Source organism: Micromonospora sp. SD19 (assembly GCF_054462275.1).
Map to the genome: position 1 here is coordinate 360,465 of NZ_JBTLMN010000002.1, position 17,418 is coordinate 377,882.

12 protein-coding genes and 1 pseudogene are annotated in these 17,418 nt (G+C 72.7%); 8 read left to right on the top strand and 5 right to left on the bottom strand.

Annotated features, from left to right (window positions below):
* Positions 1–14 precede the first annotated feature (14 nt).
* Entirely contained in the window at positions 15–1,313 is a 1,299-nt protein-coding gene (locus ACX27O_RS08820; protein ID WP_210866045.1) for an ABC transporter substrate-binding protein, read from the bottom strand.
* 236 nt (positions 1,314–1,549) lie between these two features.
* Between ACX27O_RS08820 and ACX27O_RS08825 the strand changes: the two genes are divergently transcribed.
* On the top strand, positions 1,550–2,749 hold the full coding sequence (locus ACX27O_RS08825; RefSeq protein ID WP_358125977.1) for an ROK family transcriptional regulator: 1,200 nt from the start codon (positions 1,550–1,552) through the stop codon (positions 2,747–2,749).
* Positions 2,750–2,978: 229 nt separating this feature from the next.
* Complete coding sequence (locus ACX27O_RS08830) at positions 2,979–5,612, top strand: galactose-binding domain-containing protein (RefSeq protein ID WP_458939225.1); 2,634 nt, start codon at positions 2,979–2,981, stop codon at positions 5,610–5,612.
* A gap of 115 nt (positions 5,613–5,727) precedes the next feature.
* On the opposite strand, the gene ACX27O_RS08835 is transcribed toward ACX27O_RS08830, so the two are convergent.
* Entirely contained in the window at positions 5,728–6,306 is a 579-nt protein-coding gene (locus ACX27O_RS08835; protein WP_458939226.1) for an FAD-dependent oxidoreductase, read from the bottom strand.
* Between the two features lie 277 nt (positions 6,307–6,583).
* Here ACX27O_RS08835 and ACX27O_RS08840 point away from each other — a divergent pair, with 277 nt between their 5' ends.
* The 3 genes from ACX27O_RS08840 to ACX27O_RS08850 all read left to right on the top strand — a co-directional run bounded on the left by ACX27O_RS08840 (position 6,584) and on the right by ACX27O_RS08850 (position 9,361).
* On the top strand, positions 6,584–6,943 hold the full coding sequence (locus ACX27O_RS08840; protein ID WP_030327441.1) for a YciI family protein: 360 nt from the start codon (positions 6,584–6,586) through the stop codon (positions 6,941–6,943).
* Between the two features lie 2 nt (positions 6,944–6,945).
* Positions 6,946–8,154 (top strand): RNA polymerase sigma factor, encoded by a 1,209-nt coding sequence (locus tag ACX27O_RS08845; RefSeq protein ID WP_210859752.1) that lies wholly within the window; start codon positions 6,946–6,948, stop codon positions 8,152–8,154.
* 73 nt (positions 8,155–8,227) lie between these two features.
* Positions 8,228–9,361, top strand: a complete 1,134-nt coding sequence (locus tag ACX27O_RS08850; protein WP_030327444.1) for a carboxylate-amine ligase — start codon at positions 8,228–8,230, stop codon at positions 9,359–9,361.
* A 27-nt stretch (positions 9,362–9,388) separates the two neighbouring features.
* Here the strand turns inward: ACX27O_RS08850 and ACX27O_RS08855 are convergent, their stop codons facing one another.
* Positions 9,389–11,173 carry an N-acetylglutaminylglutamine amidotransferase gene (locus ACX27O_RS08855; RefSeq protein WP_458939227.1) on the bottom strand — a complete coding sequence of 595 codons (1,785 nt, stop codon included), beginning with the start codon at positions 11,171–11,173 and terminating at the stop codon, positions 9,389–9,391.
* 144 nt (positions 11,174–11,317) lie between these two features.
* On the bottom strand, positions 11,318–11,749 hold the full coding sequence (locus ACX27O_RS08860; RefSeq protein WP_030327447.1) for a MarR family winged helix-turn-helix transcriptional regulator: 432 nt from the start codon (positions 11,747–11,749) through the stop codon (positions 11,318–11,320).
* Positions 11,750–11,846: 97 nt separating this feature from the next.
* Here ACX27O_RS08860 and ACX27O_RS08865 point away from each other — a divergent pair, with 97 nt between their 5' ends.
* Positions 11,847–13,625, top strand: a complete 1,779-nt coding sequence (locus ACX27O_RS08865) for an ABC transporter ATP-binding protein (RefSeq protein WP_458939463.1) — start codon at positions 11,847–11,849, stop codon at positions 13,623–13,625.
* Positions 13,626–13,683: 58 nt separating this feature from the next.
* Here ACX27O_RS08865 and ACX27O_RS08870 read toward each other — a convergent pair whose 3' ends face one another.
* The gene (locus tag ACX27O_RS08870; protein WP_458939228.1) at positions 13,684–14,511 is read right to left on the bottom strand and encodes a TetR family transcriptional regulator; all 828 of its coding nucleotides are present in this window, start codon (positions 14,509–14,511) and stop codon (positions 13,684–13,686) included.
* Positions 14,512–14,623: 112 nt separating this feature from the next.
* On the opposite strand from ACX27O_RS08870, the pseudogene ACX27O_RS08875 reads away from it, so the two are divergent.
* Both ACX27O_RS08875 and ACX27O_RS08880 read left to right on the top strand, forming a co-directional pair.
* Positions 14,624–15,547, top strand: a pseudogene (locus ACX27O_RS08875) (ABC transporter ATP-binding protein); the annotation flags it as partial.
* 122 nt (positions 15,548–15,669) lie between these two features.
* Positions 15,670–17,295, top strand: coding sequence for an ABC transporter permease (locus ACX27O_RS08880; RefSeq protein WP_210866054.1), 1,626 nt, complete (start codon positions 15,670–15,672; stop codon positions 17,293–17,295).
* The last annotated feature ends 123 nt before the right edge of the window (positions 17,296–17,418 follow it).

A 17,418-nucleotide genomic window follows, 5' to 3' on the forward strand; every position in this document is an offset into this window, starting at 1 on the left:
CGGTGCCGCCTGGGTCAGCGCATCTTCTGCTGCGCGTCGGTCAGCTTCGCCTTCACCGACTCCTCGGTGACCGGCTTGCCGCTGGCTGCGTCGGCGAACAGCTCCTTCATCGCGGTGCCGACCAGGGTCTCGAAGGTGCTCTCGTCGGGCACCTGCGGCAGCGGGGCCGCGGTGGTGACCAGCGTCTCCTGGATGGTCTTCTGCTCGGTGGCGCTGAACGCCGGGTCGGAGGCGGCGGTCTTCACCGCCGGCAGCGAGCCGTACGTCTTGTTGAGGATCGTCTGCTCCTCGTCGCTGGTCATGAACTTCACGAAGCTCAGCGCGCCGTCCTTGTTCTTGGTGTGCTTGAAGACCGCCATGTTGATCCCGGCGACCATGCTGTTGACCTTCTTGCCGCCGGCCGGCGGGTTGGCCAGGAACGGCACCGGGGCCACCCCGTACGCGTCGGCGGGCATGTTCTGCGTCTTCAGGTTCGACCCGGCGGACTGCCACAGCAGCATGGCGGCCTTGCCGTTGGCGAAGTCGGAGACCGACTGGTTCTGCGCGTACTCGGCGTTGCTCGGGTTGGTGATCTTGTCAGCGGCCATGAAGTCGATGTACCGCTTGATGGCCGAGACGTTCTGCGGGGTGTCGAAGGTCGGCTTGCCGGCCGAGTCGAACCACTCGCCGCCGTACTGCTGGCTGAAGGTGAAGGCGTGGTGCGCGTTCTCCGACGGGTTGGCCCCTTCGATGGCCAGGCCCCACTTGCCGCCGGTGCTGAGCTTCTTGCCGTACTCGGCGAGCTGCTCCCAGGTGGTCGGCGGCGCGGTGATGCCGGCGTCGGCGAACGACTTCTTGTTGTAGTACAGGCTGTACGCCATGCTGTAGAGCGGCACGGCGGCCGGCGGCTTGCCGGGGGCGCCGGCGGCGGCGAGCGCGGCGGGCACGATCCGGTCCTTGCCGCCGACGGCCTGCAGGGTGGCGTCGTCGAACTCGACGAGCGCGCCGGTGGCCTGCAACGACGCCGACCAGGTGTTGCCGATGTTGACCACGTCCGGGCCCTTGCCGGAGGCGGCGGCCGCGAGCAGCCGGTTGAGCAGGTCCGACCAGGGGACCACCTCGACGGTGACCTTGATGCCGGTCTGCTTCTCGAACTTGTCCAGCTCGGGCTGGAGGATGGTCTTGTCGGCCTCCAGGCTGGCGCCCTGGTTGCTGGCCCAGTAGGTGAGCGTCTTGGGCGATGCGGCGGAGTCGTCGCCGGAGCCACCGCAGGCGGTCAGCGAGGCGGCGGCCAGTACGGCGGCGGTGAATATCCCGAGGTGTCGTCTCGACACGGGTCAGCCCTTCCGGTGCGTGGTGGGGGTCCGCTGGCCTTCGTCGCCGATAGGGGTCGGGCGGCGGGGGCCGGCTGCGGGCAGGGTTTCGGGGGTGCGCCGTCGGGGTCCGTCGGCGTTTCCCGGGAGTTACATCACGGCTTAATTTATGTCGTCATTAAAGTTGCTGGCCGGTGGGTCGTCAAGCACGAGGCGGTTACAGTCGCCTCGAACGGCCGACGGGAACGAGGTGACGAGTGGAGCTGGCGCGTGCCACCAACCGCAGCGTGCGGCTGCGCAACCGGTCCGCCCTGCTGACCAAGCTCTTCCTGGACGGCCCGCTCACCCGGCAGGACCTGGTGCGCAGCACCGGGCTGAGCCAGCCCGCGGTCAGCAACGTGGTGGCCGACATGATCGACGAAGGGCTCGTCGCCGAGGCCGGGGCCGCCGAGTCCGACGGCGGCCGGCCCAGCATGCTGCTGCGGATCGAGCCCCGCTTCGCCTTCGTGGTCGGCGTGGACGTCGGCGAGACGCGGGTCCGGATGGAGCTGTTCGACTTCGCGATGACCCTGCTGGCCAGCGTCGAGTACCCGCTCGACCCGGCCCGCACCGAGCCCGACCTGGTGGCCGGGCACGTGCTGGCCGGCATCGACGCGCTGACCGGCCAGGCCGGGGTCGCCCCCGGCGACGTGCTCGGCGTCGGGATCGGCGTCTCCGGCGTCGTCGAGCAGGGCGTCGAGGCCGTGGTGCACGCCCAGGCCCTCGGCTGGGACCGGGTGCCGCTGGAGCGCCTGATCGGCGCCGGCACCGACGTGCCGCTGCACATCGACAACGGCGCGAAGACCCTCGGTCAGGCCGAGATGTGGTTCGGTGCCGGTCGGGGCGCCCGGCACGCCGTCTTCGCGCTTGTCGGCTCCGGGGTGGGAGCGTCGGTGGTGACCAACGGCGTCACCTACCGGGGGGCGTCCAGCAGCGCGGGGGAGTGGGGGCACACCACCCTGGTGTACGGCGGCCGGGCCTGCCGGTGCGGCGCGCGCGGCTGCCTGGAGGCGTACGTCGGTGCGGAGGCGATCATCGACCGCTACCGGGAGGCGCGTCGGGGTCGCGCCGTTCCGGGCGAGGACGAGGAGTCCCAGCTCGCCGCGCTGGTCGCCGCCGCGCAGACCTCGGCCACCGCCCGACGGGTCCTCGATGACACCGCCGGTTACCTGGGCGCGGGCGTGGCCAACCTGATCAACCTGTTCAATCCGGAGCGGGTGGTGCTCGGCGGCTGGGCGGCGATGGCCCTCGGTGACCTGCTGCCGGCCGTCCGGGAGGCCGCCGGCCGGCAGGCGCTGCGCCAGCCGTACGAGCAGGCGTCGATCGAACTGTGCCGGCTCGGGGTGGACGCGGTGGCGCTGGGTGCGGCCACCCTCCCGATCGCCCGCTTCCTCACCCAGGGTGGCGTCCGCCGCTGAGCGGGGGCGACCGCGCGGGCGGCCAGCAAATTACCCAAAAAGAATCCTCGGGATAAATAACGAAGTTATAGATCGATGTCTTGACGCCGTCGCAATCTCGCCGCAACACTCCTACGAGAGCGCTCTCCTCCCTCGGTGTCGCGTCGGCGGCGACACCATCCACGGCGCTACGGGCGCGCCCGATCCCCTCCGCGTGGCAACCCGTAACCCCCTAGCGACAGGCGATGTCATGACATCTCGTGCTACATCCGTACGCCCGCGTCCCCGGGTCGTCCGACACCTGCTCGTCGGGCTCACCGTGGCCCTGGTCGCGGCGCTCACCCCGGCCGTGGCCAGCGCCCCCGCGCAGGCCGCGCCCACCCTGCTGTCCCAGGGCCGCCCCGCCACCGCCTCGTCCACCGAGAACGCCGGCACCCCCGCCAGCGCCGCCGTCGACGGCAACACCGCCACCCGCTGGGCCAGCGCGTTCAGCGACCCGCAGTGGCTCCAGGTCGACCTGGGCGCTCGCGCCACCATCAGCCAGGTCAACCTGCTCTGGGAGGGCGCCTACGGCCGGGCCTTCCAACTCCAGACCTCCGACGACGGGGCCACCTGGACGACGATCTACTCCACCACCACCGGCGCCGGCGGCACCCAGAACCTCACCGTCACCGGCGCCGGCCGCTACGTGCGGATGAACGGCACCGCCCGGGGCACCGGCTACGGCTACTCGCTCTGGGAGTTCCAGGTGTACGGCGAGAGCGGCGGCAGCACCCCCACCTGCGGCAGCACCAACGTCGCACAGGGCAGCCCGGCGGCCGCCTCGTCCACCCAGGACGCCGGCCTCGCCGCGTCCGCGGCCGTCGACGGCAACCCGGGCACCCGCTGGGCCAGCGCCGCCAGCGACCCGCAGTGGCTGCGCGTCGACCTCGGCAGCACCCGCACCATCTGCCGGGTGGTGCTCACCTGGGAGGCGGCGTACGCCCGGGCCTTCCAGCTCCAGACCTCGACCGACGGGACCACCTGGACCACCATCTACTCCACCACCACGGCCACCGGCGGGACGCAGTCCCTCACCGTCGCCGGCAGCGGCCGCTACCTGCGGATGTACGGCAACGCCCGGGGCACCGCCTACGGCTACTCGCTGTGGGAGCTGGCGGTGAACACCACCGGCGGGGGCACCAGCGAGCCGCCGGTCGGCACGACCGACCCGTACAACCCCAACCTCGGCCCGAACACCTTCGTCTTCGACCCGAGCACGCCGACGTCGACCATCCAGAGTCGACTGAACACCCTCTTCACCCAGCAGGAGACCAACCAGTTCGGGGCGCAGCGCTACGCGGTGCTGTTCAAGCCCGGCACCTACACCGCCGACGTCAACCTCGGCTTCTTCACCCAGGTCGCCGGGCTCGGCATGAGCCCCGACGACGTCAACCTCAACGGCCACGTCCGCGCCGAGGCGTTCTGGTTCGGCGGCAACGCCACCCAGAACTTCTGGCGGGCCGCCGAGAACCTCTCGGTCACCCTGCCCGCCGGGCAGACCGTCGAGCGGTGGGCGGTGTCGCAGGCCGCGCCGTACCGGCGGATGCACCTTCGTGGCGCGCAGAACCAGATCCAGCTCTGGAACGGCGGCGACGGCTGGTCCAGCGGCGGCCTGCTGGCCGACACCCGCATCGACGGCCTGGTCGTCTCCGGCTCGCAGCAGCAGTGGTACTCCCGCAACAGCGAGTTCGGCAACGGCTGGACCGGCTCGGTGTGGAACATGGTCTTCCAGGGCGTCGTCGGCGCCCCGGCGCCGAGCTTCCCCAACCCGTCGCACACCGTCATCGCGCAGACCCCGCAGGTCCGAGAGAAGCCGTTCCTCTACGTCGACGGCACCGGCGAGTACCGGGTCTTCGTGCCCGCGCCGCGCACCAACTCCACCGGCACCAGCTGGTACAACAAGACCCCGGCCGGCTCGTCGATCTCGCTGTCGCAGTTCTTCGTGGTCCAGCCGGGCACCAGCGCCGCCACCATCAACGCGGCCCTCGCCCAGGGGCGGCACCTGCTCTTCACCCCGGGCGTGCACCACGTCACCGAGCCGATCCAGGTCAACCGGGCCGACACGGTGATCCTCGGTCTCGGCCTGGCCACCATTCAGGCCGACAACGGCGCGGTGGGCATGCGGGTGGCCGATGTGGACGGCGTGAAGGTCGCCGGCATCATGTTCGAGGCCGGCACGACGAACTCGCCGGTGCTGATGGAGGTCGGGCCGGCCAGTTCGTCCGCGAGCCACGCCACCAACCCGACGTCGCTGCACGACGTGTTCTTCCGCATCGGGGGGCCGCACGTCGGTCGGGCCACCAACACGCTGACCGTCAACAGCGACAACGTGATCGGCGACCACATGTGGCTGTGGCGGGCCGACCACGCCGCCAGCGGCGTGCCGACCGGGTGGACGCTGAACACCGCCGACACCGGGCTCACCGTCAACGGCGACAACGTCACGATGTACGGCCTCTTCGTCGAGCACTACCAGAAGTACCAGACCATCTGGAACGGCAACGGTGGGCGGACGTACTTCTACCAGAACGAGCTGCCCTACGACGTGCCGAACCAGGCGGCCTGGATGAACGGGTCGACCCGGGGCTACGCCGCGTACAAGGTCGCCGACTCGGTGACCAGTCACCAGGCGTTCGGGCTGGGCAGCTACAGCTACTTCAACGTCAACCCCGCGGTGGTCGAGGAACGGTCCTTCGAGGTGCCCACCAACCCGAACGTGCGCTTCACGAACATGGTCACCGTCTCGCTCGGTGGAGTCGGCACCATCAACCGGGTGATCAACAACGCCGGTGGCACCGCGAACGCGGCCAACCAGACGGTGTACCTGACCACCTACCCCTGACCCGGGCGCCCCGCGCCGACCCGAACGTCTGACGGCCGGGTCGGCCGGGTCGCACCGTGGGCCGAGGCCGGCCCGGTCCCGCCGAGACCGGGCCGGCCACGGTCGCGTCCGCCGCTCAGCCGGCCAGCACCTCGGCGGCCGCCCGCTCACCGGCGCGCACCGCGCCCTCCAGGTGCAACAACGACACCTCGTCCGCGCCGGTGGCCAGCAGCCCGCCGGCGAGCACCCGCCCCAGGTAGTCGGCGGTGTCGTCGTCCCCGGCGGTGGCACGCAGCCAGCCGCCCAGGACCGTCCGGTCCCACTGCCCGGCCTCCGGCGCCTGCCAGGGCGCGGCCGGGTCCAGCCGGGCGGCGTACTCGTCGAGCAGGCCGAGAACCCGGGCAACCTGCGCCGGCGGCTCGCCTCGGCGCTCGCCGGCCCAGAGCACAGTGGGCGCGCCGAACGCCGCCGACGCGCACGTGGTCAGCCCTTGCTCGGCGACCAGCGCGTACATCCGATCCTGCGTCGGGCCGATCCACTGCGCGCCCAGGTCGAGTTGGGTGACGTCGGGCAGCCAGCGGGTCAACACCCGACCGCCGACCCGGTCGCGGGCCTCCAGCAGTCGCACCTGGGCGCCGGCACGGGTGAGTGCCAGCGCGGCGGCGAGCCCGGAGAAACCGGCGCCGACCACTACCACCCGCAAGGCGTCAGCCACGCCGGGGTCTACCCACAACTGTCGTCGCTATGACTGTCGGCTCCGGTCCCGGCACCGGCGGACGCGACCCCTGTCCTTCGTCCTTTGCTCTGCACCCACCGATGCGACACCTGGCCTGCGCCCCCGTCGCCTCCGCAGGTGCAGAGCAAAGGGCGCATCACCGCCGGGTTCGGGTCGGGCGCCGAGAATCTTCTGCCGACCTGTCGATTGGAACGGCGGCCGATCGTATGGAGGATGAGAGGTCGGCGAGCGGCCGGCCGCCCCGCGAGGAGGAACGATGACGCTGTACCTGCTCAGCCTTCACCAGCCCCAGGGCGAGCTGCCGCCGGACCCGGAGTTCCTGGCCGGGGTGATGCGCCAGCTCGCCGGTTTCCGCGACGAGTTGGCGTCCACCGGGTCGTGGGTGTTCGGGCAGGGCCTGCACGGCCCGGAGACCGCCACCGTGCTGCGCGCCCGCGAGGGCGGCGAGGTGCTGGTCACCGACGGACCGTTCGTGGAGGGCAAGGAGCACCTGGGCGGCATCACCATCATCGACGTGCCGGACCTGGACGCCGCGCTGGACTGGGGTCGCCGCTACGCGCTGGCGACCACCCTGCCGGTCGAGGTGCGCCCCTTCCAGGGCGGGGCCGGCGACTGACCGTGTCCGACGTGGAGGCGGTGTTCCGCGCGGAGTACGGCCGCGCGGTCGCCGTCCTGGTCCGCCTCCTCGGCGACATCGACCTCGCCGAGGAGGCCGTCCAGGAGGCCTTCGTCATCGCGGTGCGGCGGTGGCCGCGGAGCGGCCCACCACCCAGCCCGGCCGGTTGGATCATCACCACCGCCCGCAACCGGGCCATCGACCGGCGGCGTCGGGAGGCTTCCCGGGCGCACCGGCACGCCGAGGCGGCCCTGCTGTTCGCCGCCGACCCACCCGTCGAGGAGGGACCTGTGCGCGACGACCAGCTCCGGCTGATCTTCACCTGCTGCCATCCGGCGCTCGCCCCGAACGCTCGGGTCGCGCTCACCCTGCGACTGCTCGGCGGCCTGAGCACCGCCGAGATCGCCCGCGCCTTCCTCGTGCCGGAGCCGACCATGGCGCAGCGGCTGGTCCGCGCCAAGTCGAAGATCCGCAACGCGGGGATCCCGTACCGGGTGCCCCACGACGCCGACCTGCCCGACCGGCTGCACGGCGTCCTCGCGGTGCTCTACCTGATCTTCAACGAGGGGTACACGGCCAGCGCCGGCCCGGACCTGGTCCGCGGCGAGCTGTGCGCCGAGGCGATCCGGCTGGCCCGGTTGCTGGTCGCGCTGATGCCCGACGAGCCGGAGGCGATCGGCCTGCTCGCCCTGATGCTGCTCACCGAGTCCCGCCGTGGCGCGCGGACCACCGCCACCGGCGACCTGGTGCCGCTGCCCCGCCAGGACCGCGGCCGGTGGGACGCCGGGCTGATCGCCGAGGGGCAGGCGCTGGTCCGCCGCTGCCTGCGCCGCGACCGCCCCGGGCCGTACCAGATCCAGGCCGCGATCGCCGCCGTGCACAGCGCCGCGGGGCGCGCCGCCGACACCGACTGGGCGCAGATCCTTGCGCTGTACGACCAGCTGACGGCGATCGCCCCCAGCCCGGTGGTGGCGCTGAACCGGGCCGTCGCGCTCGCCGAGGTGGCCGGTGCGGCGGTGGCGCTGGCCGAGGTGGACCGCCTCGATCTTCTCGGCTTCCACGTCTACCACGTGGTCCGCGCCGACCTGCTGGCTCGCCTCGGCCGGGGCGGGGAGGCCGTCGAGGCGTACCGGACAGCCGTCGCCCTGACGGACAACGCGGCGGAACGGGCCTTTCTCACCGCCCGCGCGACGGCCCTGGCGACGTCCTGACGGGGCGTTTGCCGCAGAGGTGGTCGGGAACCCCGACGCACCGGCCGGCCGCAGCAGGGTATGGGGAGGGGTCATGGCCTACCGTCCGACCGCCGTCGACACCGTGCCCGACCTGTCCATCCTCACGCTCGGCGTGGAGGAGGAGTACCTGCTGCTCGACCCGGACAGCGGCCGGAACCTGCCGGTCGCCGACCGGGTGCTCGCCGCGCTGAGCGGCACCGCCCGCGACCAGAGCCGCCAGGAGTTCCGGCACAGCATGGTGGAGATGGTCACCCCGGTCTGCGCCGACCTCACCGAGCTGCGCGCGCACCTGGTGGTGCTGCGCCGCTCCGCCGCCGAGGCCGCCACGGCCGCCGGGGCCCGACTGGTGGCGGTCGGCGCCACCCCGGTGGCCGAACCGCACCGGACCGTGCCCGACGAACCGCGCTACCACGCGATGTCCCGCCGGTACGGGCCGGTGGCGCACGACCCGGCGGTGTGCGGCTGCCACGTGCACGTCGGGCTGCCCGACCGGGAACTGGCCGTGCAGGTCTGCAACCACCTGCGGGTGTGGCTGCCGGTGGTGCAGGCGATCACCACCAACTCCCCGCTGCACGACGGGTACGACACCGGGCACGCCAGTTGGCGCTCCATGCAGTTGGAGCGGTGGCCCAGCATCGGCCCGACGCCGTACTTCGACTCCGCCGCCGACTACGACCGCACCGTCGACGAGCTGATCGCCGCCGGCATCATGCTCGACGCGGCGATGGTCTACTGGTACGCCCGGCCGTCGTCGGCGTACCCCACGGTGGAGGTGCGGGTCGGCGACGTCTGCACCGAGGTGGACGACGCGGTGCTGGTCGCCGCGCTGGTCCGGTCCCTGGTGGCCACCCTCGCCGACGACGTCCGCGCCGGGGTCGACGCCCCGAACGTCCGGGACTGCCTGGTCGCCGCGGCGCACTGGCGGGCCGCCCACGACGGCCTCGACGGCGAGCTGATCGACCTGCGGGCCGGCGGTACCCGCCCGGCCTGGGCGCTCGTCGACGAACTGATGGCGGTGATCGCCCCGGCCCTGCTGCGCCACGGCGACCTGGGATACGTGGTGGCGCAACTCGCCCGCCTCCGCCGGGACGGCACCGGCGCGACCCGGCAGCGGCAGGTGCTGGAGCGCGACGGGGACCTGCGCCTGGTCCTCGACGACCTGATCACCCGCACCGCCGCCAGCTGACCGCCCGCCGATGGCGGCGGACGACGTTCAGCTGATGTCGTGCGTCTGCAGCCACAGCTCCAGCAGACCGAGCTGCCACAGTTTGTTGCTCCCGGCCGCCGCCTGCGCCCGGTCCGGCTCGGCGAGCAGGTGCGCCACGTACTCCGGGCGGAACAGTGCCCGCTCGCGGGCGACCGGCGCCTGCAACGCCTCGGCGACCATCTCGCGCACCGGGCCGTCCACGTTGCGCAGCGCCGGCACCGGAAAGTAGCCCTTGGGCCGGTCGATCACCTCGGCGGGCAGCACCTCCCGGGCCACCTCCTTGAGCACGCCCTTGCCGCCCTGGGCGACCTTGTGCTCCGGTGGGCAGTGCGCGGCCAGGGTGACCAGATCCTGGTCGAGGAAGGGCGTACGCACCTCCAGGCCCCACGCCATGCTCATGCTGTCCACCCGCTTGACCGGGTCGTCGGGGAGCATCAGGTGGGTGTCCAGGCGCAGCACGGCGTCCAGCGCGGTCTGCGCCCCGGGCGCGCCGAGGTGGCCGGTGAGCAGGTCCCGGCTGGCGTCCTGCTCCAGCGCGTACGCCGGGTCGACGATGCGGCGCAGCTCGTCGTGGTCGCGGTCGAAGAACGCGGCGGCGAACGTCTCGGCGGCCCCGTGCCGGGGCGCGTCGACCAGTGGCTGGTGGTAGCCGTAGCCGGCGAACACCTCGTCGGCCCCCTGCCCCGACTGGGCCACCTTCACGTGTTGCGCGACCTGTTCGGAGAGCAGGTGGAAGGCGACCACGTCGTGGCTGCCCATCGGCTCGGTCATCGCCAGCACGGCCCGTCGGACGGCGGGCACCAGGTCGCCGTCGGCGAGTCGGATCCGGTGGTGGTCGGTGTCGAACGCGCGGGCCACCAGGTCCGAGTAGTGGAACTCGTCGCCGGACTCGCCGCCGTGGCTGTCGAAGCCGATGCTGAACGTGCGCAGGTGTCGCTGGCCGGCCTCGGCGAGCAGCGCCACGATGAGGCTGGAGTCCAGTCCGCCGGAGAGCAGGACCCCCACCGGCACGTCGGCGACCAGTCGTCGGCGTACCGCCGCGCGCAGCGCGTCGCCGATCGCGGTCCGCCAGTCGGCGGCGTCCATCCCCGCGTCGGCGGGCTCCCGCACGTAGTCGGGCCGCCAGTAGACCTCCTCACGGCTGCGTCCGTCCGCCTCGATGACCCGCAGGGTGGCCGGCGGCAGCTTGCGTACGCCGCGCAGCACGGTGCGTGGGGCGGGCACGATGGAGTGCCAGGAGAGGTAGTGGTGCAGCGCCACCGGGTCGATTGCGGTGTCCACGTCACCGGCGGCCAGCAGCGCGGGCAGGGTGGAGGCGAACCGGAGCCGCCCCGGTGTCTCGGCGAGGTAGAGCGGTTTGATGCCGAGCCGGTCGCGGGCCAGGATCAGCCGCCGCCGGGCCCGGTCGACCAGCCCGATCGCGAACATGCCGACCAGGTGGTCGACGAAACGTTCACCCCAGTGTGCGTACGCCACCAGGATCACCTCGGTGTCGCTGGTGGAGTGAAAGGCGTACCCGGCGTTCTGCAACTCCTCGCGCAGCTGCGGGTAGTTGTAGATGCAGCCGTTGAAGACCAGCGCCAGGCCCAGATCGTCGCGGACCATCGGCTGCCCACCGGCGTCGGACAGGTCGATGATGGTCAGCCGGCGGTGCCCGAGGGTCACCCAGCCGGCGGCGAACAGGCCCTCGTCGTCCGGGCCGCGTGAGCGCATCGCCTCGGACATCCGGCTGACCGCCGCCGCGTCGGGAGAGCGGCCGTCGAACCGTGCCTCCCCGCTGATCCCGCACATCAGGCGTTGCGGTGCTGGTCCAGGGCAGACATGGCCCCTCCTGTCAGGTCTCCCCGACTGGTGGTGGCGGGGCCCGGTGGGAACGGGCCGCTGGCTACCCGCGCATCGGGCCGACAAACCCGCAGGTGATCCCGCGCGGGCGGCTCAGTCGAGCAGAGTGCGCAGGATGCGGGCCAGCTCGTCTCGGTCGGTGTCGTCGAGGTGGCCGAAGAAGCGGTCCGCCTCGGCCCGGCGGGCGGCCCGGATGGCGGTGCTGACCCGGTCGCCCTCCTCGGTGAGCGCGACCAGGGTCGCCCGCCGGTCGGCCGGGTCGGGCCGACGCTCGACCAGGCCGCGGGTCTGCAGGTCGTCGACGACCTCGGTCGCCGAGCGCGGCGCGATGCGCAGATGCTCGGCGAGGGTGCCGGGTCGCACCTCGCCGTGCCGGGTCAGCACGCGCAGCGCCCGGGACTGGCTGGGGGTGATGTCCCAGGGTGCCAGCGAGTCCCGGGCCTGCCGGCGCAGCCGGGACGCCACCGCCCAGAACGTCTCCGCCAGGCTCTCGTCGTCGGCGCTGTCGGCGGTGTGCTCGGTCACCGGAATACGGTAGCAGGAGATGTGGTTGCTACCTCATGATGAGGTAACCTCAGCAATATCGCCGACGAAAGGCAGCACCCCCTTGGAACCCACCCCGATGGGCCGCGACCGCGGCCACCGCACCGTCAGCGCCGAAGAGAAGACGCAGGCCCGTCAGGTCTCCCTGCGCCGCATCGGTCGCCTGTTCACCCCCCACCGGCCCGCCCTGGCCGCCGTCACCGCGATCATCGTGGCCTCCTCGATCATCGCGATGGCCAGCCCGTTCCTGCTGCGTGCCGTGATCGACCGCGCCCTGCCGCAGGGCGACGTGACACTGCTGGTCTGGCTGGTCCTCGGCATGGTCGCCGTCGCGGCGGTGACCTCCGCGCTCGGCGTCGTACAGACCTGGATCTCCACCCAGGTCGGCCAGCGGGTCATGCACCGGCTGCGCACCGACGTCTTCAGCCACCTTCAGCGCCAGTCGCTGGGCTTCTTCACCCGCACCCGCACCGGCGAGGTGCAGTCCCGCATCACCAACGACATCGGCGGCATGCAGTCGGTGGTCACCTCCACCGCCACCGCCGTCGCGGCCAACCTCACCACGGTGGTCGCCACCGCCGTCGCCATGGTCGCGCTCTCCTGGCAGCTCTCCCTGGTCTCGCTCGTGGTGCTGCCGCCGGCCATCTGGCTGACCCGTCGGGTCGCCCGGATGCGTCGCGAGATCACCGCCCAGCGGCAACGCGAACTCGCCGACCTCAACGTCACCGTCGAGGAGGGCCTGTCGATCAGCGGCGTACAGCTCGCCAAGACCCTCGGCACCGGCCCCGCGCTGATCGACCGTTTCACCGCCTCCTCGGAGCGACTGGTCGACCTGGAGCTGCGCAGTGAGCTGGCCGGCCGCTGGCGGATGGCCTCGATGAGCATCATCTTCGCCGCCGTACCGGCGGTCATCTACCTCGCCGCCGGACTGCCCGGCACCGCCGGGACGCTGAGCATCGGCACCCTGGTCGCCTTCACGGCCCTGCAGGGCGGCCTGTTCCGCCCGCTGATGGGCCTGCTCAACGTGGGCGTCTCGCTCACCGCGTCGCTGGCGCTGTTCGCCCGGATCTTCGAATACCTGGACCTGCCGGTCGACGTGGCCGACCCCGCCGATCCGGTCCGCCTCGACCCCGCCCGGGTGCGCGGTCACCTGCGCCTGGAAGACGTCACCTTCGGCTACCCGGCCAGCGACACCGCCGCCCTCGCCGGGATCACCCTGGACGTGCCCGCCGGCACCAGCCTCGCCCTGGTCGGCGAGACCGGCTCCGGCAAGAGCACCCTCGCCGGGCTGGTCAGCCGGCTGCACGACCCGACCGCCGGCCGGATCACCGTCGACGGCGTCGACCTACGCGACCTGCGCCTGGCCGATCTGGCCGCGATCGTCGGCGTGGTCAGCCAGGAGACGTACCTGCTGCACACCACAGTGCGGGAGAACCTGCGCTACGCCCGGCCGGACGCCACCGACGCCGAAATCGAGGACGCCGCCCGCGCCGCCCAGATCCACGACCTGATCGCCGGGTTGCCCGACGGGTACGACACCATGGTCGGCTCGCGCGGGCACCGGTTCTCCGGCGGCGAGAAGCAGCGCCTGGCCATCGCCCGTACGCTGCTGCGTGACCCGCGCATCCTGGTCCTCGACGAGGCCACCAGCGCGCTGGACACCGAGACCGAACGCGCCGTGCAGCGGGCGTTCGACGTGCTCGCCCAGGGCCGCACCACGATCACCATCGCGCACCGGCTCTCCACGATCCGCGACGCCGACCAGATCGCGGTGCTCGACCACGGCCGGATCGTCGAGGCCGGCACCCACGACAGCCTGCTGGACCGCAACGGCCGCTACGCCACCCTGGCGGCCTGACACCTGCCGGCCAGGCCCCGGCTCACAACAATCTCAAAACGTTCTTAGAACTGTCTCGTTATGGCGCGGTCAGGTGCCGGTAGACGGTGGCCCGCGAGACACCCAGCGCGGTGGCGATGGCGTCCACCGAATGGGTGCCCGCCTCGTGCATCCGCCGGGCCGCCTCGACCTGCTCCCGACCCAGCGCCGGAGGTCGTCCCGGCCGCCGCCGACGGGCAGCCGTCCCGCCGCCCGGCGCCGCGTCCGGCCGGCTCGCGGGGGCCAGAGCCGCGGCCGCCGGGTCCGCAGGGCGCACGGCCACGCCCGCCGCGTCGGCGTCCGGCGGATAAGCGGCGTCCGCGGCCGCTGTGGTCAGCAGACGGCGTACGCCGTCGAGCATGTCGGCGCGCAGCACCTCGTCAGACACGTCGGTGAAGAAGACGATCGGATCGCTGCAGGCTGCCACCGCCTGCACCGCCCGGACCCGCTCCCGACGCCCGGCGTCCGGCCCCGCGATGAGGTCGTTGGCCCGCATCGCGATCACCATCAGCCGGTGGTACGTGTCGCCCCGGCCGACCAGCGCGATGTCGTGGAAGAGCATGCCGAGTGGCCGGCGGTGGGCGAGCATGACGTCCACCCAGCCCTCCAGCACCGTCCACCGGGCCCGGTCGGTCGGCTGTCCCTGGGCGGCGTCGAGCAGCCTCTCCAGGTCGGCCAGCAGCGGCTCGATCAGGGCGGCGAGCAGATGCTCCTTGGCCGGGAAGTGGTACAGGATCGCGGTCTTGGTCAGCCGCAGCCGCTCGCCGATCTGACGCAGCGAGGTGCGCTGGTAGCCGTGTTCGGCGAACAGGTCGAGCGCGGCGCGCAGGATCCGGGTGCGGGTGTCGTCCGCGGGATCGGCGGTCATGCCGGCCAGCCTAGCGACGTCCTGACCGGTGGGCACGATCACCGTTGATTCCACTGACCAACGGTCAGTACAGTGAGGGTGGTCGACGAAGCAGCCAACAGCAGGAGGGGCCATGCCCGTCATCTCCATCGGCAACCTGGTCAAGACGTTCGGCGCCATCCGGGCGCTCGACGGGCTGGACCTGCACGTCGAGCGAGGGGAGGTGCACGGCTTCCTCGGCCCCAACGGCTCGGGAAAGTCCACCACCATCCGCATCCTGCTCGGGCTGCTCCGCCGCGACTCCGGCGACGCCCAGGTGCTCGGCGCCGACCCGTGGCGCGACGCGGTCCGCCTGCACCGCCGGCTGGCGTACGTGCCGGGAGACGTCAACCTCTGGCCCAACCTCACCGGCGGGGAAGCCATCGACCTGCTCGGTCAGCTGCGCGGCGGCCTCGACCGGCGCCGCCGCGACGAGTTGCTGCACCGCTTCGACCTGGACCCGACCCGCCGCTGCCGCACCTACTCCAAGGGCAACCGGCAGAAGGTCGCCATCGTCGCCGCCTTCTCCTCCCCGGTGGAGCTGTACGTGCTCGACGAACCGACCTCCGGTCTCGACCCCCTGATGGAGGCGGTGTTCCAGGACGAGGTCCGGCGGGTCAAGCAGGCCGGCGCCACCGTGCTGCTCTCCAGTCACGTGCTCGCCGAGGTCGAGGCGCTCTGCGACCGGGTCAGCATCATCCGCGAGGGCCGCACCGTCGAATCCGGCACCCTCACCGAGCTGCGCCACCTCACCCGCACGGCGGTGACCGTCGAGACCGCCCGCCCGGTCACCGGCCTGGACGTGCTCCCCGGCGTGCACGACGTGCACGAGGTCGACGGCCGCACCCACCTGGAAGTGGAGCCCGCCCACCTCGACGAACTGCTCGGGCACCTCATCGGCTTCGGCGTCCGCGCGCTGACCAGCACGCCACCCACCCTGGAACAGCTCTTCCTGCGCCACTACGGCGACGCCTCCGCCGCGGCTGCGGCGTCGGCCGATGGTCCCGCCGACCGTGCCGGGTCGGCTGGTGCTCCTGGCACGGGTGCTGGGCCGGCCCACGGTCCTGCCGCGGGTGCTGCTCCGGCCGGCGAGGGCTCGCACGCCGACACGCAGGCCGACGTACCGCAGGCGGGTGCCCGGTGAGCGCCCTCACCGGCACGACCCGGCTGGCCCGGCTCGTCCTGCGTCGCGACCGGATCCGCCTGGCCATCTGGATCCTCGGCACGCCCCTGCTCGGCTACGCCCTCGCCGGCAGCGTCGCCGGCATCTACCCGGACCAGGACGCCCGGCTGGGCTACGCCACCACGTCGGCGTCCAGCCTGGTCGCCCGCGCCTTCAACGGCCCCATCCACGGCACCGACCTCGGTGCGGTGGTGGTCGCCGAGACGTACGTGACGCTGGCCCTGATCGTCGCGCTGCTGAGCACCTTCGCGGTGACCCGGCACACCCGCCAGAACGAGGAGACCGGCCGCGCCGAACTGCTCGGCGCCAACGTCGTCGGCCGGTACGCGCCGCTGACCGCCGCGCTGCTCGTCATCGTCGCCGCTAACGCACTGGCCGCCGCGCTGCTCGCGGTCGCGCTGGTCGGTGCCGGTCTGCCGCTCGCCGGTTCCGTCGCGGCAGCGGCAGCGATCGGCGGCGTCGGGGTCGCCTTCACCGCGATCGCCGCCGTCACCGCCCAACTCTCCGTCACCGCGCGCGGCGCCAACGCGCTCGCCGCCGCCACCGTCGGGCTCTCCTTCGTGCTGCGCGCCGCCGGCGACGTGCTCGGCGAGCAGAGCGCCGACGGCACCCGGGTCCGCAGCGCCTGGCCGTCGTGGATCTCCCCGCTCGGCTGGGGCAACCAGGTCCGCGCCTTCGACGGCGAACGCTGGTGGGTGCTCGCCCTGCCCGTCGCGCTGCTGCTCGCCGGGGTGGCGCTGGCGTACGCCCTCGCCGAGCGACGCGACCAGGGCGCCGGGCTGATCGCCCCCCGACGCGGCCCGGCGACCGGCGCGCCACTGCTGCTCAGCCCCACCGGGCTGGCCTGGCGGACGCAACGCGGCACACTACTCGGCTGGGCCGTCGGGGTGGCCGCGCTCGGCCTGCCCATGGGTGTCGCCGCCGACGAGTTCAACGACATGATCGACGCGAACCCGGCCGCCGCCGAAGCGATAAACGCGATGGGCGGCGGGGACGACCTGATCAAGGCGTACCTGACCGCGATGCTCGGCCTCTTCGCGCTGACCATCGGCGCGTACGTCGTGCAGGCCCTGCTCCGGGTCCGCGGCGACGAGGCCGACGGGGTGTTGGAGGCCGCCCTCGCGACGGCGGTCAGCCGCACCCGCTGGCTCGGCACCCAGGTGCTCGCCGCGACGCTCGGCGCGGTGGCCCTGCTGCTGCTCGCCGGCGTGACCACCGGCCTCGGCTACGGCATCGTCATCGGCGACCCGCTCGGGCAGGCCGTCGAGCTGGGCGGCGCCGCGCTGCTGCGCCTGCCCGCCCTGCTCGTGGTCGCCGGGGTGGTGACAGCGCTCTTCGGGCTGCTGCCCCGCTGGTCGGTGGTGCTGTCCTGGACGGCGCTGCTGGTCTTCCTGCTCCTCGGGCAGCTCGGCGCGGTGCTGGAGCTGCCGCAGGCCGCGCTCAACGTCTCGCCGTACACCCATGTGCCGGCCGTGCCCGCCGTCCACCCGGCGGCGCTTCCCCTGGTGGTGCTGGCGGCGGTGGCCGCGGCCCTGCTCGCCGTCGGCGTGGCCGCCTTCCGCCACCGCGACGTCCCGTCCTGAGCCTGCGTTTCATGATCGTTGGCAGCTGAGCGACTCGACACGCCGACGCCAGCCCTCCTCAACTGCCACCGATCACCTGACGTAGCCCACCGGGGCCGTGGTGGGGCGTTGTGCACAGGGTGG